Origin of the sequence: Paenibacillus sp. 276b, from assembly GCF_900107875.1 — a bacterium.
Lineage (GTDB): Bacteria > Bacillota > Bacilli > Paenibacillales > Paenibacillaceae > Paenibacillus > Paenibacillus marchantiae.
This window is the reverse complement of the sequence record NZ_FNRR01000015.1, coordinates 1-22,091: the sequence shown is the minus strand read 5'-3', so window position 1 is coordinate 22,091 and position 22,091 is coordinate 1. Positions and strand designations below refer to the sequence as shown.

20 protein-coding genes, 1 rRNA gene and 1 other RNA gene are annotated in these 22,091 nt (G+C 47.1%); 20 read left to right on the top strand and 2 right to left on the bottom strand.

All coding sequences use genetic code 11. The annotated features are described in order from the left end of the window. Positions 1 to 535: 535 nt before the first annotated feature. The 5 genes from BLV50_RS31990 (at position 536) to argS (ending at position 6,089) form a co-directional block, all read left to right on the top strand. Positions 536 to 1,723, top strand: coding sequence for a WD40/YVTN/BNR-like repeat-containing protein (locus BLV50_RS31990; RefSeq protein ID WP_090812014.1), 1,188 nt, complete (start codon positions 536 to 538; stop codon positions 1,721 to 1,723). A 216-nt stretch (positions 1,724 to 1,939) separates the two neighbouring features. Next, a complete protein-coding gene (locus BLV50_RS31985) occupies positions 1,940 to 3,424 on the top strand; it encodes an alpha-N-arabinofuranosidase (RefSeq protein ID WP_090812011.1) in 1,485 nt (494 codons plus the stop codon). Positions 3,425 to 3,500: 76 nt separating this feature from the next. Next, on the top strand, positions 3,501 to 3,722 hold the full coding sequence (locus BLV50_RS31980; RefSeq protein WP_256338090.1) for a DUF6171 family protein: 222 nt from the start codon (positions 3,501 to 3,503) through the stop codon (positions 3,720 to 3,722). A 265-nt stretch (positions 3,723 to 3,987) separates the two neighbouring features. After that, a complete protein-coding gene (locus BLV50_RS31975; RefSeq protein WP_090812007.1) occupies positions 3,988 to 4,413 on the top strand; it encodes a YwiB family protein in 426 nt (141 codons plus the stop codon). Continuing rightward, positions 4,410 to 6,089, top strand: a complete 1,680-nt coding sequence (gene argS / locus BLV50_RS31970) for an arginine--tRNA ligase (RefSeq protein ID WP_063567646.1) — start codon at positions 4,410 to 4,412, stop codon at positions 6,087 to 6,089. Before BLV50_RS31975 ends, argS begins: the two co-directional genes overlap by 4 nt. A 27-nt stretch (positions 6,090 to 6,116) precedes the next feature. On the opposite strand, the gene BLV50_RS32610 is transcribed toward argS, so the two are convergent. Then, on the bottom strand, positions 6,117 to 6,305 hold the full coding sequence (locus BLV50_RS32610) for a hypothetical protein (protein WP_143038174.1): 189 nt from the start codon (positions 6,303 to 6,305) through the stop codon (positions 6,117 to 6,119). A gap of 30 nt (positions 6,306 to 6,335) precedes the next feature. After that, on the bottom strand, positions 6,336 to 7,490 hold the full coding sequence (locus BLV50_RS31965) for a S8 family peptidase (RefSeq protein WP_090812005.1): 1,155 nt from the start codon (positions 7,488 to 7,490) through the stop codon (positions 6,336 to 6,338). A 463-nt stretch (positions 7,491 to 7,953) separates the two neighbouring features. Here BLV50_RS31965 and rpoE point away from each other — a divergent pair, with 463 nt between their 5' ends. The 15 genes from rpoE to BLV50_RS31885 all read left to right on the top strand — a co-directional run. Beyond that, positions 7,954 to 8,529, top strand: coding sequence for a DNA-directed RNA polymerase subunit delta (rpoE, locus tag BLV50_RS31955; protein WP_063567650.1), 576 nt, complete (start codon positions 7,954 to 7,956; stop codon positions 8,527 to 8,529). Between the two features lie 492 nt (positions 8,530 to 9,021). Continuing rightward, complete coding sequence (locus tag BLV50_RS31950; protein ID WP_063567651.1) at positions 9,022 to 10,626, top strand: CTP synthase; 1,605 nt, start codon at positions 9,022 to 9,024, stop codon at positions 10,624 to 10,626. Positions 10,627 to 10,846: 220 nt separating this feature from the next. Further along, positions 10,847 to 11,233: a response regulator gene (locus BLV50_RS31945; protein ID WP_024628781.1), complete on the top strand. Its 387-nt coding sequence runs from the start codon at positions 10,847 to 10,849 to the stop codon at positions 11,231 to 11,233. Positions 11,234 to 11,493: 260 nt separating this feature from the next. Then, complete coding sequence (gene fba, locus BLV50_RS31940; protein ID WP_063567652.1) at positions 11,494 to 12,348, top strand: class II fructose-1,6-bisphosphate aldolase; 855 nt, start codon at positions 11,494 to 11,496, stop codon at positions 12,346 to 12,348. Between the two features lie 149 nt (positions 12,349 to 12,497). Beyond that, entirely contained in the window at positions 12,498 to 13,751 is a 1,254-nt protein-coding gene (locus tag BLV50_RS31935) for a UDP-N-acetylglucosamine 1-carboxyvinyltransferase (RefSeq protein ID WP_063567653.1), read from the top strand. A gap of 469 nt (positions 13,752 to 14,220) precedes the next feature. Then, positions 14,221 to 15,546: a transcription termination factor Rho gene (gene rho / locus BLV50_RS31930; RefSeq protein ID WP_063567654.1), complete on the top strand. Its 1,326-nt coding sequence runs from the start codon at positions 14,221 to 14,223 to the stop codon at positions 15,544 to 15,546. A gap of 98 nt (positions 15,547 to 15,644) precedes the next feature. Continuing rightward, positions 15,645 to 16,919 (top strand): radical SAM family protein, encoded by a 1,275-nt coding sequence (locus tag BLV50_RS31925; protein WP_063567655.1) that lies wholly within the window; start codon positions 15,645 to 15,647, stop codon positions 16,917 to 16,919. Between the two features lie 103 nt (positions 16,920 to 17,022). After that, positions 17,023 to 17,220: a 50S ribosomal protein L31 gene (gene rpmE / locus BLV50_RS31920; RefSeq protein ID WP_024628775.1), complete on the top strand. Its 198-nt coding sequence runs from the start codon at positions 17,023 to 17,025 to the stop codon at positions 17,218 to 17,220. A gap of 149 nt (positions 17,221 to 17,369) precedes the next feature. Next, positions 17,370 to 17,637, top strand: an RNA gene (gene ffs / locus BLV50_RS31915) — signal recognition particle sRNA large type. Positions 17,638 to 17,810: 173 nt separating this feature from the next. Continuing rightward, a complete protein-coding gene (dnaX, locus tag BLV50_RS31910) occupies positions 17,811 to 19,571 on the top strand; it encodes a DNA polymerase III subunit gamma/tau (protein ID WP_090812003.1) in 1,761 nt (586 codons plus the stop codon). Positions 19,572 to 19,619: 48 nt separating this feature from the next. Continuing rightward, positions 19,620 to 19,931, top strand: coding sequence for a YbaB/EbfC family nucleoid-associated protein (locus BLV50_RS31905; protein WP_024628773.1), 312 nt, complete (start codon positions 19,620 to 19,622; stop codon positions 19,929 to 19,931). 34 nt (positions 19,932 to 19,965) lie between these two features. Further along, positions 19,966 to 20,565 (top strand): recombination mediator RecR, encoded by a 600-nt coding sequence (gene recR, locus BLV50_RS31900; RefSeq protein WP_053779059.1) that lies wholly within the window; start codon positions 19,966 to 19,968, stop codon positions 20,563 to 20,565. Positions 20,566 to 20,908: 343 nt separating this feature from the next. Beyond that, positions 20,909 to 21,136 (top strand): DUF2508 family protein, encoded by a 228-nt coding sequence (locus tag BLV50_RS31895; RefSeq protein ID WP_079697741.1) that lies wholly within the window; start codon positions 20,909 to 20,911, stop codon positions 21,134 to 21,136. A gap of 38 nt (positions 21,137 to 21,174) precedes the next feature. After that, positions 21,175 to 21,444: a pro-sigmaK processing inhibitor BofA family protein gene (locus BLV50_RS31890; protein WP_090812001.1), complete on the top strand. Its 270-nt coding sequence runs from the start codon at positions 21,175 to 21,177 to the stop codon at positions 21,442 to 21,444. A gap of 359 nt (positions 21,445 to 21,803) precedes the next feature. Then, positions 21,804 to 22,091 (top strand): 16S ribosomal RNA (locus tag BLV50_RS31885); the annotation flags it as partial.

Below are 22,091 nucleotides of genomic sequence, written 5' to 3'. Positions count from 1 at the left end.
CGTTCCCGTACCTCTACCATTTGTTGTATATATGATTCCGCCCGCACGTTAAGCGAAAACACGTATTTGGGATGACTCTATCTTAATATTTATGTATAATATGGAAATAGAGGAAAGGAGTTTTTGTTATGCATGCAATCCGGGCTCAATTGAGTATGTATCCCAAATGGTTCATAGCGGTACTTATGATATTTACCATCAATCTTATAATAACAATGACTTTGTTCATTAACTTAACGCTAATACTGGCTAATCTAGCTATGTTATATGTTTCCTTTAGCATCAGAACACTCAAATACAATAAATTGCATTTTGCCCTTTGCCTTGTTTTAAGTATCACTTTTGTGATCATTGCTTTTAAGACATATCCCATTTAAATCAGCTCTTAGTAGAGATTAATGATCAACCACTCATGCCCATGAGATAAAAATTGTGGGCATGAGTGGTTTTTAATTGCAATAATGTTACGCGTGATAAACAAATTGTTACGTTAAATCCTGCAAAATAGGGTAAAAACATAGAAGGAGGTGTCACAATGACAACAAAGAGCAGAAAGACATGGAAACGGATTGGCGCACTCGCATTATCAGTTACACTGGCTTGGGGACTGGGACCGGTACATACTCTACCCGGCGCTAACGCTGCATCCTCCCCAACGTGTGGAAGTGGAGATCACGGATTAACGGCTACGTTGAAAAAAGGCAGTGGTGTGGAAGACCAACGACTGCAATTTACGGATATCGATTTTCTGAACAATACAACCGGACGGGCTGGTGGTGAAGGCTTCCTTATTGGCACATCGAATTCTGGCTGCACTTGGCAGTCCATCTATACAGGCCAATGGCAGTTCACACAACTTGATTTCCCGAATAATGTGAATGGATTTGCTTTGGCACAGGTAAAGGATTCTCCAACGACATATCTCATCCGCTCAACGGATGGCGGTGCGCACTGGACACGGATGGATACTAAAGGTATACAGTTTAAACGAATTGATTTCCTCAATAAAAACGAAGGCTTTGGATATACCTATAATGGAGCTTATTTGACGAAGGATGGCGGTGCAACATGGAGCCCGATCTCCACACCAGCCAATACACGCGGAGCTGTGTTCACGACACAGAAGCAAGGTTATGCCATTGTAGTGGCTCCTGGTTCGGGATACCGTATCATGCAGACAAGTAACGGCGGCAAGAACTGGACGCAATCGCTGAAGGTAGCCTCAGCAACTTGGAGCGGTGGAGATTTATACGCAAGTGGTAACCAGGTATGGGCCCTTCTGTATGGCGACGCAGGAATGTCTCAGCAGTCGTATTCTCTCTACGCGAGTGGAAATGAGGGCAAGAATTGGAGACAGGTCTTTGCTCAATCCACAGCAGGTGGTGGCCCGGCTCCAGGTGCAAACAGCACAGGGAATGGAAAAGGCCCCGCAGACCCAGGGGGTCACCCAGGGAACATGGCGTTGATCGGCAATCAGACGGCCTATCTCTCCGCAGGATCACCTGCGGCGGGCAAAGTGGGGATTGGACGTTCATATGATGCAGGTTCCACGTGGAAAAATATCGACCTGAAAGATCCAGGTTATAGCTCCCGCATTTCGTTTCCTTCTGCCAAAACAGGTTGGCTCGTCGTAACAAGCGACAATTATCCTGCGATTTATGAGACGACAGATGGTGGAACAACATGGAAGCAAAAAATGTTATTGCCCGCTGTAAACGAGTAAATGACGTTATGCCATGGAATAATTTTAAGGCGATTTCAATCTAAAATGGTATAAATCTCAACTAATTTGGCCTGATGAGGCCAGCCCAAACAAACAAGTCTTTTCCGGACAAATGAAACCGGAGAGGGCTTGTTTTTGCTTGAATAAAAACGGTTGAATCCTGTTTAGAAACACGTTATTGTAAGCGGTAACAATACTTTTGAGGAGGTTGAAATAATGGTTGATGTTATTCTAAAGGCGGATTCAGAACAAGGATTAATAAATCGCAATATATACGGTCATTTCTCAGAGCATCTGGGACGCTGTATCTATGAAGGCATTTGGGTGGGAGAGGACTCTCCTATCCCCAATACGGAAGGCATCCGAAATGATGTGCTTACTGCACTGCAAAAACTCCATATTCCCGTACTTCGTTGGCCTGGAGGTTGTTTTGCCGACGAATATCACTGGAAAGATGGCATAGGTCCAAAAAGTGAGCGCGCCCGGATGATCAATACGCACTGGGGCGGAGTAGAAGAGAACAATCATTTCGGCACGCATGAATTCCTGAGACTATGTGAGTTACTTGATACGCAGCCATATATCAGCGGCAATCTGGGCAGCGGTACGGTGCAGGAGATGCAGGAATGGGTGGAGTACATCACGTTTGATGGGGAATCACCGATGGCGAACTGGCGGAAGAGCAATGGCCGTGAAGAGCCATGGAAGCTGAAATACTTTGGTGTGGGGAACGAGAACTGGGGTTGTGGTGGTAATATGCGTCCGGAATACTACGCAGATGAGTACCGTCGTTATGCTACATATGTACGCAATTATTCCGGGAATGAAATTTATAAAATTGCCTGCGGTCCCAATGACAACAACTATCACTGGATGGAGGTGTTAATGCGGGAGGCCGGTCGTTTTATGGATGGAATCAGCCTGCATTATTACACCATTCCAACAGGTGAGTGGGCAGATAAAGGTCAGGCTACAGGTTTCGGAGAAGCTGAGTGGTTCACTACATTGAAAAAGACGCTATATATGGAAGAGTTACTTTTTAAGCACTCCGAGATTATGGATAAATATGATCCTGAGGGCAGAGTCGGTATTATCGTGGATGAGTGGGGAACGTGGTATAACGTTGAGCCGGGTACTAATCCTGGGTTCCTGTATCAACAAAATACGATGCGTGATGCTGTACTTGCAGGGATCAATCTGAATATTTTCAACCAACATAATAAAAGAGTGCATATGGCCAATCTGGCCCAGATCGTTAATGTTCTCCAGGCGTTGGTCTTGACAGAAGGAGAGAAGATGCTGCTTACGCCTACATATCATGTGTTTGATATGTATCAGGTGCACATGGACGCGCAGCGGTTGGAACTGAATTACGAGAGCCCTGGATATACTTTCGGGGAAGAGACCATCCCTCAACTTAGTTTGTCAGCTTCTCGTAGCAATGATGGCGTTATTCATGTGACGGCGTGTAACCTTAGTCATACGGATGAGCTTGAAGTGGTTTGTCAGATTGAATCAACGAACGCTTCTGCTGTATCGGGACGAATTCTGCATCACGCAGATTATAGTGCGTTCAACACATTTGAACAGCCGAATCAGGTTCAACCTGCGGACTGGAAGGGTATTACACTCGAAAATAACAAACTGCGTTTTGTACTGCCTCCGGCCTCGGTTGGAGTGGTCGCTATAATAAAGGCTTGATCAGATGGATTCATCCGTGCAGAGTAGAAGTGCTGGGAAACGGGAGCCATGCAAGGGATGTAACGATCAATATGATGTGAAAATTAGTGAAGCCAAGATGGCCCGGCTCGTGGAGCTGGCCTCACGCTCACGTCCGGTCGTCGATGATGCTGAATATGAGCGGCGTTTATCCATCTGCTCTGATTGTCCAGGATTACAATACGGTACGACCTGCCGCTATTGTGGCTGTCTCGTACAGGTGCGCGCCAAGTTGGTAGAGTCGACCTGTCCATTTCCATATGAGCCGCGATGGACCTGATCCAGAACGTATTTCTTTATTAATGAAGCAAGGCAGAGCTGCACTTTACGAGTGTGGCTCTGCTTTTTTTGGCATTGATGGGCAAAAACTCTGAATTTGGATTTGAATTGAGCGGGTGAACTGGATATAGTTATACAGTAGAGTGTAGGATAGCGAGCTATCCGGGAATATGAGCGCGTATAGCGGCACAACAATACAGGAAGGGCTGTTCTCACCGGCCGTGCCTGATTTTGCGTCGCCTCGAATATAATGGAGGTTAACATTCATGTCGAACATGCGACCGGTTCAGATCCGGCTGCACAGCCGTTATGAAGGTGAAGATGTACTGCAGGAAATGCAGGGTGAAGCCGTATTGAAGGGATCTGTGCTCTATGTTCGTTATGAAGAGCCACAGGCTGGCCCCGAGGGCGGTATTACCCGAACAACATTGAAGCTGGGCGGACAATCCATCAAGATTATACGTCACGGTGAGGTGGAATCGGAGCAAACATTTGAGTTAAACCGCAAGCTCTCTGGTTTTTACCGCTCGCCGTATATGTCGTTTGCCTTGTCCACGCATACACAGGAGCTGGAACTTTCCATTCAGGGATTGAGCGCACGCGCAGCGTGGAGCTACGACTTTTACCGCTTTGACGAAGAATCCGGACATTTCGCGATTAGTTTGCATATACAGGAGGAACCAATTTCATGACACGTAATCCATTAGATACGATTAACGAACGGGTAAGTACAGCCATCGGCAATGCCATTGTTGCTGCTGGCATTGTTACGCAGGAGGATCTGCCGACCATCACCCTTGAAGTACCACGCGAGAAAACACACGGCGATTTGGCAACCAATGCCGCTATGCAACTGACCAAGATTGCCAAGCGTAATCCACGCCAGATCGCAGAAGAGATTATTGCCAATCTCAACCTGGCTGAAGCTGGAATTGAGAAGGCTGAGATTGCCGGACCGGGATTCATTAACTTTAAGTTGGACAAGAGTTATCTCTACCCTGTGCTGGGGCTTGTACATGAGCAGGGTGAGAATTATGGAAGAATCAATGTTGGTGAAGGGCGCAAGGTCGAGATGGAGTTTGTCAGTGCCAACCCGACAGGCAGTCTGCATCTGGGCCATGCGCGTGGAGCGGCTGTGGGTGATGCGCTTTGCAACATCCTCGACTATGCCGGATATGATGTAACACGTGAATACTACATTAATGACGCGGGTAATCAGGTATTTAATCTGTCTCGTTCCATTGAAGCTCGCTATTTGCAGGAACTTGGCCAAGACGCAGAGATGCCGGAAGATGGTTATCATGGTGAGGATATCAAAGGATTCGCCAAGGAGCTAGTGGCTGAGAAAGGCGATTCTTTGCTGTCCATGCATCCAGGTGACCGTGCAGCTTATTTCCGCGACTTCGGTTTGGAAAAAGAATTGGACAAGATCAAACGTGACTTGAATCGCTTCCGTGTCAATTTTGACATCTGGTTCAGCGAAACTTCGCTGTATGATAACGGAGAAGTGTTGCGTGTACTTGACGAATTGCGTGATCGTAATGAAATCTATGAGCAAGACGGAGCAACTTGGTTGAAAACCATGCAGTATGGTGACGATAAAGAGCGTGTTTTGATTAAAAATGACGGCACGTACACGTACCTTACACCGGACATTGCTTATCACCGTGATAAATATGCGCGTGGATACGACACGATGATTAACATCTGGGGAGCGGACCACCACGGTTATATTCCACGGATGAAAGCGGCCATGCAAGCACTGGGCAACGATCCTGAGAAATTGGTCGTGCTGATTGCACAGATGGTGAGCTTGTTCCAGAATGGCGAGAAAGTGAAGATGTCCAAGCGTACAGGCAAGGCGGTAACGATGGAAGATCTGATGGACGAAGTAGGCATTGATGCCATTCGTTACTTCTTTACCATGCGCAGCATGGACTCTCATCTGGACTTTGACATGGACCTTGCGATTTCGACGTCCAATGAAAACCCTGTATTCTATGTTCAATACGCTCACGCTCGGGTATGCAGCGTATACCGTCAGGCAGAAGAACAAGGCATTGAGCTGTTGCCATTGGCACAGATCGACCTTTCGAAGCTGACAACGGAACATGAATATGACCTTCTTCGCAAAATGGGTGAACTGCCTGAAGAAATCGCGACTGCTGCTACGGGATATGCGCCGCATCGTATTGTTCGTTATGTATATGAACTGGCATCCCTGTTCCACAGTTACTATCGTGCAGAGCGCGTCATTACTGAAGACGCGGGACAAACTCAGGCGCGTCTGGCCCTGATCGGTGCTGTACGCACCGTCATCGCAACAGCGCTTCGTCTGGTGGGCGTATCCGCACCGGACAAAATGTAATTCAAGCCCTGGCGGTGCACAACCGCCCTATGGCTTTAGCAAAAAGTCTCCATGCACCACGCTTGCAATCCAGCGTGGACAGGGAGACTTTTTGTTTTGCCCGCGGCCGAGTTCATAAGGCCCCGAGGCACCCAGAGCCAGCGCTGCCTGCCGCCGTGGGCAATCACCGTGAAGCATCACACCGCGCAGCAGTGCTGCGCTTAGCGAATGCTTCACGGAACGGCTCCCTGCGGCAGGCAGCGCTGTTTACCCTCCGCCCTCCTGCATCAGCTTGAGGACGTCAATCTCGCCACCGCGTATTTTGCTCTTCGCGGTGGTTGTCTTGCGTGCGCGCAGCGGAACGGTCGCGCGCTTTACGAGCGTTTTGATCTCGGCTGGCGACAGGCCTGGATGCTTCGCAAGCAAGAGCGCTATGGCGCCACTGACGTGCGATGTCGCCATGGAGGTACCGCTCATCTCATGGTGCTTGCCTTGCACCCAGGATGAAACAATTTTGTCCCCTGGCGCATATACATCAACGTATGCACCTCGGTTACTAAACGAGGCGATCCGCCGGTTTTTGTCGGTTGCCCCAACCGATATCGTTTGCGGATAACGTGCCGGATAATCAATGCTGCGGCGTTTGCCGTCATTTCCTGATGAAGCAACAATGACAATTCCGGCTTGATGGGCACGGTTCACGACATCAAGCAATGCTTTGCTACGCGTTTTCATGCCAAAGCTCATATTGATAATATCGACCCGATTGCGTACACACCAATCGATGCCAAGCACAATGTCTGACACGAAGGCCGAACCATTATGGTCGAATGCCTTCACCGGATAGATCAGGGAGCGAGGGGCTACGCCAATCATACCTGCCGTACTGTTAGCTGCGGCAATGGTTCCGGCAATATGGGTGCCATGACCGTTATCATCATGAGGAAGCAGACTGCGGTTTAACAGATTGATTCCGCGTGCCAGCGAATAGCGAAGATCCGGGTGTTGATAATCGGCACCTGTGTCGATCACGCCGATTTTGATTCGATGTCCCGTGGATACGGACCATACTTTGGGAGCGTGAATCTGTTTGACGCCCCAAGGTATGCCCTGAGCACTGCTCGGTTTACTGTGAAGCGCGGTGGCATGCAGTGAGATGGATACATCTTCTTCTACCGTAATCTCATTGCTGTAGCGAGATAATTCTTCTGGGTCATGCACCGGGGCGATAATGGAGCGGGCCAGCCGGGAGGAGCGTACCATACCAAGATCCGTAAATTCATTCCTCATCCGCGACAGTTCCACGAGGCAGGCTTCATATTGCTTCGGTTTGGCGAACCGTATCAGGTACCGCCGCCCCTGTTCTGGTTCGGGACGTTGCATTCCTTCAACCAATTGATGTAGAAAACCAGTATAGTCCATAATGGGCAGCCCCCTTCGGGATGAACATGCTGAGGTATTCTATGAATTCATTGATCCCGCCGCATGGGGAACCTGCCCTTTTTTTACAAAAACACATTCTCTTCGTGTCAAAACGGGCGCAGGGACATATGATGGATGGAGGGCTAGAGGGCTCTCGCGGGGACCCTGGTGAGGAGCGATCCTTCAAGGGTATACAGTCAGAAGGCGGAGGGGACTCCGTCTTTTTTATATGATCATGCTTTTTTTGCAAAAAGGACGATATGCCCGCGAGTTAGCGGTCTCTTACGGGTCTATACATTGCTCGTTTGAAGTCGCTTCTTGGAATTATGAGACATCCATACATAAAAACTTGCTTTTTGAGGCTAAATAGGTTTTACTTAGGTTTGTTAATGGATATGTTATATGTAACATTCCAGTTCGTAGGGATATAAAGTGAATTTTGTGTGAGAGGAAGTGTCTGTCAGTGAGTACCTCGCTCAATTTGAAAATTGATAAAGAAAAGGTCAGAGAGATTCCTTTGGTGGACCTCGCCTTTATGGTGCTGAAAGCGGCCAATACGCCGTATTACTACCGTGATTTGATGAATGAGGTAGCTAAACAGCGCGGAATGACTGATGAAGAAATCAACGAGTTTATCGCCCAGTTATATACCGAGATTAATATCGATGGCCGTTTTGCTTGCGTCGGTACAAGTCTGTGGGGCTTGAAGCGCTGGTATCCGGTAGCTGGATCGGAAGATACCATGACGGGTGCGAAGCGTCCGCGCATCATCAACGATGAAGACGATGATCTGGAAGATGAGGACTTCGGGGAAGAGGAAGACAGCTACAACAGCGACGAAGACTTCGACAATTCTGATGATGATCAGGACGAAGATGATGATGACGATGATGATGACGAAGACGACATCTTTGACGAAGAAGATGGCGAAGAAGAAGTTCTAGTTGAAGATGACGATTTGGAAGAGGAAGACCTCGAAGAAGACGATGAAGAAGAGTCCGAAGACGAGGGTGAATTTGACGACGATTCCGATAAGTAGCAGTCATTTTTGACATCGATAGTTTACCCGTTTTCCCCGCATAGTCAGCCTTGACAGCAGACGGGGTAACGGGTAAACTATTGCATGGGCTTATGAATGAGCGACAAAATATTTATGTTTTTTATAAAAAGTGCCCCGTCCTGCGGGAGTACTTTTTTTGTATTTTTAGAGGCAGAATTTTGCAAAATGATTTGAATTCCGCATGCTCCCGGCCAACAATCCGTGGTCTATTTTTGTATATCCAAAACACCAAATGGATCGATGCAATGATATCTATTTAGGGACAGGCTCGGTAGTTGGCTCCCGGAAGGTTTGCACCATTCTACGCTGTAGAACAACGTTGTTTACACACGGTCTTCGCATGAAAGAGCAGTTCGCAGATGCAGGGAATTTCTGCCATTGCTCTTTTTAACGATGATTACCTGGGAAACGGGTTACGATAATACCATATATCGCCTGAATTTCTGTACTTATATTAGGAGGGTAATAACAGTGACAAAGTATATTTTCGTGACGGGCGGAGTTGTGTCCTCCCTGGGCAAAGGGATAACGGCTGCCTCGCTGGGCAGATTGCTGAAAAACAGAGGGTTGAAGGTAACTATTCAAAAATTTGATCCATACATCAATATCGACCCGGGAACAATGAGTCCTTATCAGCATGGTGAGGTTTTTGTAACGGATGATGGCGCGGAAACGGATCTTGACCTTGGCCACTATGAACGTTTTATTGACATCAACCTCTCCAAAAACAGCAACGTCACGACTGGTAAAGTATACTCCTCCGTCATCAGCAAAGAGCGGCGCGGGGAATATCTGGGCGGAACGGTACAAGTCATTCCACACATTACGAACGAGATCAAAGAGCGCGTATTCCGCGCAGGACGTGAAGCGGGTTCGGATGTTGTCATTACGGAGATCGGCGGTACGGTAGGTGACATCGAGAGCTTGCCGTTCCTGGAAGCTATTCGTCAAATCAAGAGTGATGTAGGTCGTGACAACGTGATGTACATCCATGTAACACTTATTCCTTACATCAAGGCTGCCGGAGAAGTGAAAACCAAACCAACGCAGCACAGCGTGAAGGAATTGCGCAGCATCGGTATTCAGCCGAATGTCATTGTATGCCGTACAGAGTATGAGCTGTCCAAAGACATGAAAGCCAAAATCGCTCTCTTCTGTGACATTGATGAAAATGCCGTGGTGGAATGCCGTGATGCAGACACATTGTACCAAGTGCCTTTGAACCTGCGTGAAGAAGGTTTGGATGAGATCGTGGTAAACCACCTGAAGCTGACTACTCCTGCACCGGATATGAGCGAGTGGGAAGGGCTGGTTGACCGTATCAATAAGCTGAAGCATACAGTGGAGATTGCCATTGTAGGTAAATATGTGGCATTGCATGATGCTTATTTGAGTGTTGTTGAATCCTTGTCTCATGCAGGATTTGCATCCAATGCAGATGTCAAGATCCGCTGGATTCACTCCGAAGATATCACCGATGAGAATGTGGGCGATCTGCTGCACGGCGTAGGCGGAATCCTCGTTCCAGGCGGATTTGGTGATCGGGGTATTGAAGGTAAAGTATCTGCGATTCGTTATGCCCGTGAGAAACAAATTCCGTTCTTCGGTATTTGCCTGGGTATGCAGGTTTCTGTTATTGAATATGCACGTTCCATCGTTGGTTTGAATGGAGCAAATAGCTCCGAGATCAATCCAGCTACAGAGTTCCCGGTGATCGACCTGTTGCCTGAACAAAAAGACATCGAAAACCTGGGTGGTACAATGCGTCTGGGTCTGTATCCTTGTAAGCTTCAGGAAGGTTCCCTGGCAATGTCTTGTTATGATGATGAATTGGTCTATGAGAGACACCGTCACCGGTACGAGTTCAACAATGAATACCGTGAAGCGATCGAAAAAGCCGGTCTGGTTATCTCGGGTACATCCCCGGATGGACGTCTTGTTGAGATCGTGGAACTTCCAGGACACCCGTGGTTCCTGGCAGTACAATTCCACCCGGAATTCACTTCCCGTCCGAACCGTCCGCAGCCATTGTTCCGTGAGTTTGTAAAAGCTTCTCTGGAGAGCGCTGGAAAATAAGTGTTGATCATTAAGCTATAAATAAATGGATGTTCTTGGCAGCCGATAAGGATGCTGGGGACATCCTTTTTTAGTGCATCGAGATGAGCGAAAATGGTTTTTGGCATTTTGGGATGTAAGCAGGATTTCAATGGGTAAGGTAGAATACTTATCATGACGACTATGGGATTGTTATCCAGATTCAGACGTACATGCTTTCCTAATTCTAGGAGGTTACTTAGTGGAAAATAAAAAAGTGTTGATTGTTGATGACCAAAACGGTATTCGAATCCTGTTAATGGAAGTGTTCAGCAGCGAAGGATATAATACGTTCCAAGCGCCTAATGGGAAGATCGCCCTGGAGATAGTAAATAATGACAAACCTGATCTTGTGCTGCTTGATATGAAGATTCCTGGCATGGATGGCCTAGAAATTCTGAAACATATTAAGGAAATTGATCCGGATATCAAAGTCATCATGATGACGGCCTATGGTGAACTGGACATGATCAAAGAAGCTACCGATCTTGGAGCGCTCATGCACTTTACGAAACCGTTTGATATCGATGAAATGCGAGTGGCAGTCAATATGCAGCTTCGAAATGATACTGCAAATAAGTGCAGCTGAATCCTGTAGATACAGGATTTTTTTGCGTGTGAAGCTGTGAGAGTTTACAGGTGGGCATACAGGGTATTTCAGTCAGGCATCCGGGGAATATTGGAAATAGGGACGTCGTCATGCTGTGTCTATGAAAACTGTGCTGCAAAGCACAGCATTTTTGCAAATGCTTGTTTAGTATTTGACATGGGATGTGGTATAATAAGCCCGTATGTGATTTCGGCTAAAAACCATAGACACAACCCAACACCCCTAGGAGGATTGAAACCATGCCATTAGTATCTATGACAGACATGTTGAACAAAGCACTCGAAGGAAAATATGCAGTTGGTCAATACAACATCAATAACCTTGAGTGGACTCAAGCGATTCTTGCTGCAGCAGAAGAAGAGAAATCCCCAGTAATCTTGGGCGTATCCGAAGGTGCAGCACGTCACATGAGCGGTTTCTACACAGTAGTTAAAATAGTAGAAGGACTCATTCACGACATGAAAATCACCGTTCCAGTTGCTATTCACTTGGATCACGGTTCCAGCTTTGATAAGTGTAAAGAAGCGATCGATGCTGGATTTACATCCGTAATGATCGACGGTTCCCACCACTCCATCGATGAAAATATCGAAATGACTAAAAAAGTTGTTGAATATGCACACGCTAAAGGCGTTTCTGTAGAAGCCGAAGTAGGTACTGTTGGTGGACAAGAAGACGACGTTATCGGTGGTATCATGTACGCTGATCTGAACGAGTGTGTACGTATCGTTAAAGAAACAGGTATCGACACATTGGCTCCAGCTCTTGGTTCCGTACACGGTCCTTACCATGGCGAGCCTAACTTGGGCTTCAAAGAAATGGAAGAAGTTCGCGATGCAGTTAACGTTCCACTGGTACTGCATGGTGGTACAGGTATCCCTAAACATGATATCGACAAAGCCATTTCCCTGGGGACTTCCAAAATCAACGTGAACACTGAGAACCAAATTTCGTTCTCCAAAGTGGTTCGCGAAGTGCTTGCAGCTAAACCAGATGCTTACGATCCACGTACATTCATCGTACCAGGCCGTGATGCAATCAAAGAAACCGTTAAAGGTAAAATTCGCGAGTTTGGTTCCAACAACAAAGCGTAATTTGTCTTTACCAGTTCCATACTGTGTAAGTGGAAAGAACACCGCCTAGCCGGTGTCTTTCCATTTTCACGCCTTATTTCTACATCGAAAGCCAACAGCACGTATTGCCGTTAACCGGCTGCAAAACACGTAGGGGGACATTAAGCTTTATGGAAAAATTGATGATTAGTGGCGGACGTCCGTTACAGGGAACTGTAACTATAAGCGGCGCCAAGAACAGCGCCATCGCGCTTATTCCTGCAGCATTGCTTGCCGAGTCAGAAGTCGTGCTGGACAACCTGCCGCTTTTGAGTGACGTGGCGGTTTATGCAGAAATTTTGGAGGAACTCGGGGCTCGTGTACATTGGGAAGGCAGTCAGATGAAGATCGATCCTTCCGACATTAAATCCATTCCTATGCCGAATGGTCCCGTGAAGAAGCTCCGTGCTTCGTATTATATGATGGGAGCATTGCTTGGGCGTTTTAAAGAAGCAACCATTGGTTTACCCGGGGGCTGCAACTTTGAGCCTCGTCCGATTGATCAACATATCAAAGGGTTTGAAGCGCTTGGCGCAACGGTAACAAACGAACACGGCTCCATTCATTTGCATGCCAAAGAGCTACGCGGAGCAAAGATTTATCTTGATGTAAGCAGTGTAGGTGCAACCATTAACATCATGCTGGCGGCTACTCGTGCCAAAGGCTCTACAATTATCGAAAACGCGGCTAAAGAGCCTGAGATTATAGATGTAGCAACACTTTTGAATTCAATGGGTGCCAGCATCAAGGGTGCCGGTACCGAAACGATCCGTATTGAAGGTGTGTCGGAGCTTAAGGGTTGCCGTCATTCCATCATTCCGGACCGTATACAAGCAGGCACGTATATGATCGCTGCGGCTGCAACGCGTGGCGACGTTCTGATTGACAATGTCATTCCCAAACATCTGGAGGCTTTGACGGCAAAGTTACTGGAGATGGGCGTTGGCATTGAGGAGCTGGATGAAAGTATTCGTGTCATTGGCAAACCGAGCTACAATCATGTAGACGTTAAGGCGCTCGTATATCCCGGTTTTCCGACGGATTTGCAGTCCCCGATGACCAGTGTGTTGACACAGGCAACGGGTGTGAGTGTCCTGAGTGACTTTGTATATAGCAATCGATTCAAGCACGTTCCTGAGTTAGTACGCATGGGTGCAAAAATCCGTGTGGAAGGGCGGTCAGCTATTATTGAAGGCAGTGCATTGAATGCGGCCAAGGTAAAAGCATCCGATCTTCGCGCTGGTGCAGCGCTGGTGATCGCAGGTCTCACCGTCAGTGAAGGTGTGACCGAAGTGACAGGCGTGGAGTTTATCGATCGCGGGTACGATCATCTAGTAACCAATCTACGTCTGCTAGGTGCAGATGTGTGGCGAGAAACCGATTAATTCTGTATTGTATGACGAGTTTTACGGCATTAAAGTGATTATTTTGACAGAACTGCATATCCTTTCAGTAATTGGGTAAACCTGTTTTAATAGAGTTCTCAGTCTCTCCGGGATAAGACGAAATGTTCCTGTTTCCTTTACCGGAGGGTCTTTTTTTGAGTCAGACTTCATATGGCTTTAAGAACATCATTTCCTTTTCCCCAAACCCCGGTTTTGTTTGAACTGCGCTCCATAGCCGGTCTGCCCGGATCGAACGCCTCAAGTATTCGTGTTCACTCACTAGCGGATCTTGCCGAAAGCTGGCCATCCCGCCCGGAAACTTACACTCAAAGACAAGTATTTGCATTATAACGGTTACATTCCGTACAATGGACAGAAGAGAAATGCAGAACGATGCTGCTCTTATAGCCGGAACATCAAGCGAAACTATCCATTTCACGGACTTATTAATTGAATAGGTGGTTATTATATGGATCTACAAATTTCCGATTTGGAAGAAATGAAACTAACGGACCTCTACAAACTGGCCAAAAAATATCAAATTCCCTACTACGGCACTTTAAAAAAGAAAGAATTGATCTTCGCTATATTACGTGCACAAGCTGAACAGAGTGGATTGATGTTCATGCAGGGTGTGCTCGAAATTCTACCTGAAGGCTACGGATTCCTTCGTCCAATCAATTACCTGCCAAGTACGGAAGACATCTACATCTCAGCCTCACAGATTCGCAAGTTTGACCTAAGAACAGGTGACCTCGTATCAGGTAAGTGTAGAACACCTAAAGAAAACGAGCGATACTTCGGTTTGCTGCAAGTCAACGCTGTAAATGGTGAGAATCCATCAGCGGCTGCGGAAAGACTTCACTTCCCGGCATTAACCCCATTGTACCCGCAGAAGAAACTGGTTCTCGAAACATCCCCCAGCCATTTGTCCACACGCATTATGGATGTACTCGCCCCGGTAGGACTGGGACAGCGCGGATTGATCGTAGCACCTCCCAAAGCGGGTAAAACACTTCTCCTCAAAGAAATCGCCAACAGCATCTCAACCAACAACCCAGAAATTGAACTATTTGTCCTGTTGATTGATGAACGTCCGGAAGAAGTTACGGATATGTCGCGTTCGGTTAAAGGGGAAGTTGTAGCTTCTACGTTCGATGAGCTGCCAGAAAACCATATCAAAGTTGCGGAATTGGTGCTGGAACGTGCGCTCCGTCTGGTTGAAGCAAAAAAAGATGTCGTTATTTTGCTAGATAGCATTACGCGTCTTGCTCGTGCATACAACCTGGTCATCCCACCGTCCGGACGGACACTTAGTGGCGGTATTGACCCGGCAGCATTCCATCGTCCGAAACGTTTCTTCGGTTCTGCTCGGAATGTAGAAGAGGGTGGAAGTCTGACGATCCTGGCTACAGCTTTGATTGATACGGGCTCACGTATGGATGATATCATTTATGAAGAATTTAAAGGTACGGGCAATATGGAGCTTCATCTGGATCGCAAGCTGGCAGAGCGTCGTATCTTCCCGGCTATCGACATTCGTCGTTCCGGTACACGTCGCGAAGAAGTGTTGCTGAGCAAGGAAGAACTTGATACAATCTGGGCGATTCGTAAAAACATGAACGATTCCCACGACTTTGTCGAAGGTTTCTTGAAGAAACTGCGTAATAGCAAAACGAATGCTGAGTTCCTAGCGGCATTTGATACAGCTGGCAGCAGTCAGACCAGCAACTCCGGAACGACTACGACTCGACGTTCGCCAAGACAGACTGCGGCGTCCGGTACAACTACCTAGCATTACGTCGTTGATTTAACTCAATTTTTGCAGCGCTGCTGTTGATTAACAATATACTCGTCGTTTGGCTTTAACCCATTAGATGTGAGGAGAACATCATGTATTTAGTATACGCAGATGAAAAAGGTAATGTATTTGATCACCCTTCCCTGTACGGGCTGGCCCGCAGTGGAGATATGATCGTCGAAATTATGGAGGATGAGCTGATTCCTTTGCCGGAAGGTGCAACGCTGGTTGGACTGCCGAGTACACGTCCGATTGGTATGGACCCGGATACTGGCGAAATGCTGCCAATGCCTAGTGATACACAGGCGGTTGGAGCTTTGCTTCCGCAAGGATTCACTCGGTTGTGTCTGCCGGGGTATGTAAAAACGGATAAGGAGTACAAACTGCCTTTGTTCGGTTACTCGGCTGTTGTTTGGAAAGATGGTCAGTTTTACGTCACTGCCCGGATGTCAGATCATCCGGATAAATGGAACCCACTGAACTGTGATCGGGATGACGTACGTGCGGGTGTTAAACGTTTAACGAAGCAATATCCCGAAAATCGTCTCTATACCCATTTGTCCAATTGTGCGCTCGGGTATGAATGTCTGACTTCTTCCAATACCTTCCTGAATCGTTGGGAAGGCGGAGTTCCAGTATCCTATTCCTGCAACGCAGGCTGTTTCGGATGTATTTCCGAGCAACCGGATGACAGTGGCTTCGTTTCCCCGCAGACCCGGATGAATTTCCGTCCGCGTGTAGACGAAATCGTTGAAGTAATGCTGGAGCACTTGAAAACGCCGGAATCGATTATCAGCTTTGGTCAAGGTTGTGAAGGGGAGCCTTCCACACAGGCTAAATTGATTATTGAAGCCATCCGCGAAGTGCGTTCCATTACTGACATGGGATATATCAACATTAACACCAATGCCGGTTTGAATGATCACATGAGAGGTATTGTTGATGCTGGGCTTGATCTAATGCGTGTAAGTACAATCAGCGCACTGGATGACCACTATAATGCATACTACAAACCTCGTGGATATACACTGGCCAATGTAGAAAAATCGATGAAATACGCTGCTTCCCAGGGTGTATATACGTCGATCAACTATTTGATCTTCCCGGGAGTAACGGATCGTGAGGAAGAGATTGAAGCGATGATTGAGTTTGCTCGCAGAACCGATTTGCGTCTTATTCAAATGCGTAATCTTAATATAGACCCTGAGAGCTATCTGGAATTGATTCCTCCAGCTCAAGGTGATATTTTGGGCATGAAGCAAATGATGGAGATCTTTGAGGAAGAGCTGCCTGATGTCGTTATCGGCTCATACACGCACGTTCCCCCAGCTGGAATGGCGCGTCCGAAACGTCTGATCACCTCATGACAATAATGGATTGCAACCGGCATTAGGCCGTGTTATAATCTTCGATGTTGTGCCATTTACTCTGGGTCCGCTTGAGGCTCAGGGCGGAAAGAGGTGAAAGGTAATGAAAGCAGCAATTCATCCTAAATACACGATTGGTCAAGTATCTTGCGCTTGCGGGAATACTTTTGAGACTGGTTCGGTTAAAGACGGACTTCGTGTAGAGATTTGCTCCGCGTGCCACCCGTTCTTCACAGGTAAACAGAAGTTTATCGATGCTGGCGGCCGTGTTGATCGTTTCAAGAAAAAATACGGAATCTAATTCAGCAATTCCCTGGGAATTGTCTGACTATTACATCCAAATCACCTCTGCCGTTCCGGCAGGGGTTTTTATATGTTTTTATGTGATTGTATTGCTGCTCTTTTCGCTCTGGTTGCAATTTAGACAACCTTAAGTTATACTATTTCTTACCGTGCTAGATGGGGAGGTAGCGGTGCCCTGTAACTCGCAATCCGCTACAGCGAGGTTGAATTCCTGCTAGAGGTTTTGTCGATGTGAGGTTTGGTCCCTTAACGTGGTGTTGACGGTTGGGTCCTCCGCAATGAGTACTCATGAACCTGGTCAGGTCCGGAAGGAAGCAGCCATAAGTGAGATCACTCTTGTGCCGGAGGGTCGCCTAGCCCGAGCTGTTGTTAAGGGGTGCCGCTTGGATCGCAAATATCGATAGCAGGTGCACGGCTTACCATTTAAATGTAGAGACCTTTGCAGTTGTATGTATGCAGAGGTCTTTTTGATATGTCTAAAAAAACCATGCATGATGAGTCAGATAAAGTTTGGATTCACCCCGGAATATAGTATAATGGGGGAACGACAAAGGACTCGAATGCGAAGTGGAAGGAAGGTAACGCATCATGGAGCATATCGCGTTATACCGGGCTTGGCGTCCCCAGTCGTTTCAAGATATGGTGGGACAACAGCATATTATTCAGACCTTGCAGAACGCGATTCGTGAACAGCGGACTTCCCATGCCTACTTGTTTAGCGGGCCCAGAGGAACAGGGAAGACGAGTGCCGCCAAGATTTTGGCCAAAGCTGTAAACTGCGAGCGCGGGCCTGCGCCTGAGCCTTGTAACGAATGTGAAGCTTGCCGCAGGATTACGACTGGCGCTGTGATGGATGTGCAGGAAATTGATGCCGCATCCAACCGTGGCGTTGAAGAAATCCGCGATCTTCGGGAAAAGGTGAAATACGCCCCGACTGAAGTCCGGCAGAAAGTGTATATTATTGACGAAGTGCACATGCTGACGACAGAGGCATTCAATGCGCTACTCAAAACATTGGAAGAGCCTCCGCCACATGTGATGTTTATTTTGGCAACAACAGAACCCCATCGTCTTCCGGCAACGATTATTTCTCGCTGTCAGCGATTTGATTTTCGCCGGGTGTCCCTGGAAGAACAGACAGCACGACTTACGCTGATCTGTGAACAGGAAGGTATGGAAGCTGATCAGGACGCACTCCAGTATATTGCTCGTCTGTCTGACGGAGGGATGAGGGACGCACTCAGTGTCCTGGATCAGATCTCCTCCTATACAGATGGAAGGGTAACCTATCAGCAGGTTATGGATATGACCGGAGGCATTCCTTCCGAACAGTTTGCAAAGTTGGCTGCTTCTCTGCTCAAAGGCGATGTAGGTCATATTTTGCAAATGATCGAAGGGTTCATGCATGAAGGTAAGAGTGCGGACAAGTGCATGGAAAATTTGCTTTATTATTTCCGTGATTTGCTTATGATTAAGATGGTACCGGATGCAGATAAACTGACGGATCGGGTGCTTAATCCCGAGTCGTTCCGTGATATGGCGGAATCATTCACCAAGGAACAGCTGTTCCAGATGATTGATACTCTTAACCGGTACCAGAGTGAGATGAAATATGCAGTTCAGCCGCAGACGCTGTTTGAAGTAGCTCTCCTTAAACTGTGCAGTATTCCTACTCAAGGGGCGTCATCGGGTCAGATGGCGGGTTCGGCCGGCGCTGCTCCTGTTGTATCCGCGCCAGCGGATGGCGGGGAGATCAACCGACTGAAGCAACAGCTTGCTGAACTGGAGAAAAAGCTGGATCGCGCGCTTAAGGGCGGTTTGTCTGGTGGGGACGCTGCATCAAGTGCTCCTTCACGCCCGGCAACACGAGCTCCAGTGTCGAGAGGCAATTCGCCAGCGAAGCTGCCTGCACAGCTTGATCAGTACGTTGCACGTAAGGGATCTCCTGAGTTTGCGGAGGTTAGCAAGAAGTGGGGGCAGATCCTGCAGCGCGTCAAAGAAGAGAAAGTAACCGTTCACGCCTGGTTTATGGATGGTGAACCGGTATCGCTGCTGGAAGACAATGTTCTGGTGGCGTTTAAGAACAACATCCACCGTGAAACTACGGAGAAGCAGGCTAATCGTGAAGTGATTGAACGGGTATTGTCTGAACAGCTTGGACGTTCAGCGCGTCTTGTGACGATGATGCTCAAAGATTGGACTGGAGCGATGGAAGGGGCTACTGAAACGCCAAAGGAGGACTTTAAGCTCGAACCTGAGCATGAAGACGGCGGTTCAGGCAACAAGCAGCCTTGGATTGATGAAGCCATCCAGCTCTTTGGTGAGGACCTTGTAGTGATCAAAGAATAGATATACATGCGCCTGGCGCGATAACTATAACAAAGGAGATGAATAATCATGAACAACATGAACCAAATGATGAAACAAGTGAAGAAAATGCAGGAGCAAATGCTGAAGGCGCAGGAGGAACTGGCGGACAAAACAGTCCAAGGTACTTCTGGTGGCGGTGTTGTAACTGCTGAAGTTAACGGACATAAGAAATTGCTGGCTATCACTATCAAGCCAGAAGCGGTTGATCCAGAGGATGTAGAAATGCTGCAGGATCTGGTTATGACAGCAGTCAATGACGCAATGACCAAAGCTGATGAAATTGCGAACCAGGATATGGGTAAATTCACAGGCGGTATGAAAATTCCGGGATTATTTTAATTAAATTTGATCCTATCAAAGGAGACGCAATCGATTGTATTATCCCGAACCGATAGCGAAGCTGATTGACGCCTTCACCCGTTTGCCGGGTGTTGGCCCCAAGACTGCGGCGCGACTAGCTTTTCATGTGCTTAAAATGAAGGAAGATGACGTTATTGACTTTGCCAAAGCACTCGTCAGTGTGAAGCGGAATCTTCATTACTGTTCGGTGTGTTGTAATATTACGGATACTGACCCGTGTCGGATCTGTCAGGACAAATCCAGGGATGTCTCGGTAATCTGTGTAGTTCAGGATTCCAAGGATTTGGTGGCTATGGAGCGTACCAAGGAATTTGACGGATACTATCATGTGCTGCAAGGCGCAATCTCTCCTATGGAGGGAATAGGTCCGGATGATATCCGTCTGAAGGAACTTTTGACCCGTTTAAGCGATGAGCGAGTTAAAGAACTGATTCTGGCTACAAATCCGAATATCGAAGGTGAGGCCACGGCGATGTATATTTCCCGTCTGGTCCGTCCGTTTGAGATCTCGGTGACTCGGATTGCCCATGGATTGCCTGTTGGGGGCGACCTGGAGTATGCGGATGAAGTGACTCTTTCCAAGGCGCTGGAAGGGCGCAGGGAGATGAGATAGTAGTGCGTGTTTCTTAATGAGAGCATGCGCCTATAATGATTGATTTCCTAAAGAAAAGAATAGATAAGTTTGGATTACTTAGAGAGCCCTTTAGGCTCTCTTTTTTTGTTTTAATACTCTTTTTAACGTTGCCTAAATGTGAAGTCTCTCATTTCTACTGATGTATGGTTATTAATCCATAGAATGTCGTTGAGATTAAAATAACGATTCATTAATTTATTTAGCTCAGTTCTAAGTTTGTCCTTTCCCTGATATGTATGAGAATATGCTGTGCTGATCAGGAAGGGGATGGCTTATGTTTACATGGCGAAATGTAGGGAGATCGGTGGAGAAGCGCGAAAGAATGCTAAAGGAGATGGAAGAGGACCAGATTTATTCAGATATACAGAAAGCTAAGGCAGAGTGGGAACGGGCTGTTAGACAGTTTGAAGAGGCACAGGGGCAGGATGAAATCGATTATGCGATCTATGTGCTGGAGGCCGCGGAGCGTAAATATCAGATTCATTTGAAGCGCGCTAAACGTGTAGGGATTAATAAGGCAGTTATAGGTGATCGAGGAGTGAGCATGTAGGCGGAGGTGTGACATTCAATTATGGAGGTGTTGAGAGTATGAAGAGTCTTATATTAGGCAGTTTGCTGGTTGTGTCGTTACTAGGGTTGATAATCATCTTGTTTAGAAAACGGATTGGGTTATCATTTTTTACATCATTCGGTATTCATCTGGTGCTGGCTGCGGTAGGGATATATGTAGTTAACTATTCAGGGTGGATCACCGGAACTTACATTCCACTGAACCCAGCTACAATAGGTACTGTGAGCATTTTAGGGTTGCCGGGTGTTGGTTTATTATTGGGTTTGAAAATTTCTTTGTTTGGGTAGTTGACTCCTTCGATATTTATATGGTACATTATATCTCGTTGCTTTGCTTGCTTGGTTAAATGCTTTTGACGAAATGACTGAGTTCAATAAGAACTCGAAAAAAGAATTTCAAAAAAAGCTTGACTGAAACAAACGAAGTATGATATATTATAAAAGTCGCCGCTGAGAGAAAATGGTGACGAAAAAGCAAGAAAAATATCAAGTTTGATCTTTGAAAACTGAACAACGAGTGAGTAAACATTCTGCTTGCAGAATGAACGCGAAAGTTCGAGACAAGCCTTGGCTTGAATCGACTGGAGCATAAATGAGATTTTTAATCTCGTCAGTTTCAAAATGAGCTTATCGCTCTTTTCAATACTTTATTGGAGAGTTTGATCCTGGCTCAGGACGAACGCTGGCGGCATGCCTAATACATGCAAGTCGAGCGGACTTTCTGAGAAGCTTGCTTCTCTGATGGTTAGCGGCGGACGGGTGAGTAACACGTAGGCAACCTGCCCTCAAGTTTGGGACAACTACCGGAAACGGTAGCTAATACCGAATAGTTGTTTTCTTCTCCTGAAGAGAACTGGAAAGACGGAGCAATCTGTCACTTGGGGATGGGCCTGCGGCGCATTAGCTAGTTGGTGGGGTAACGGCTCACCAAGGCG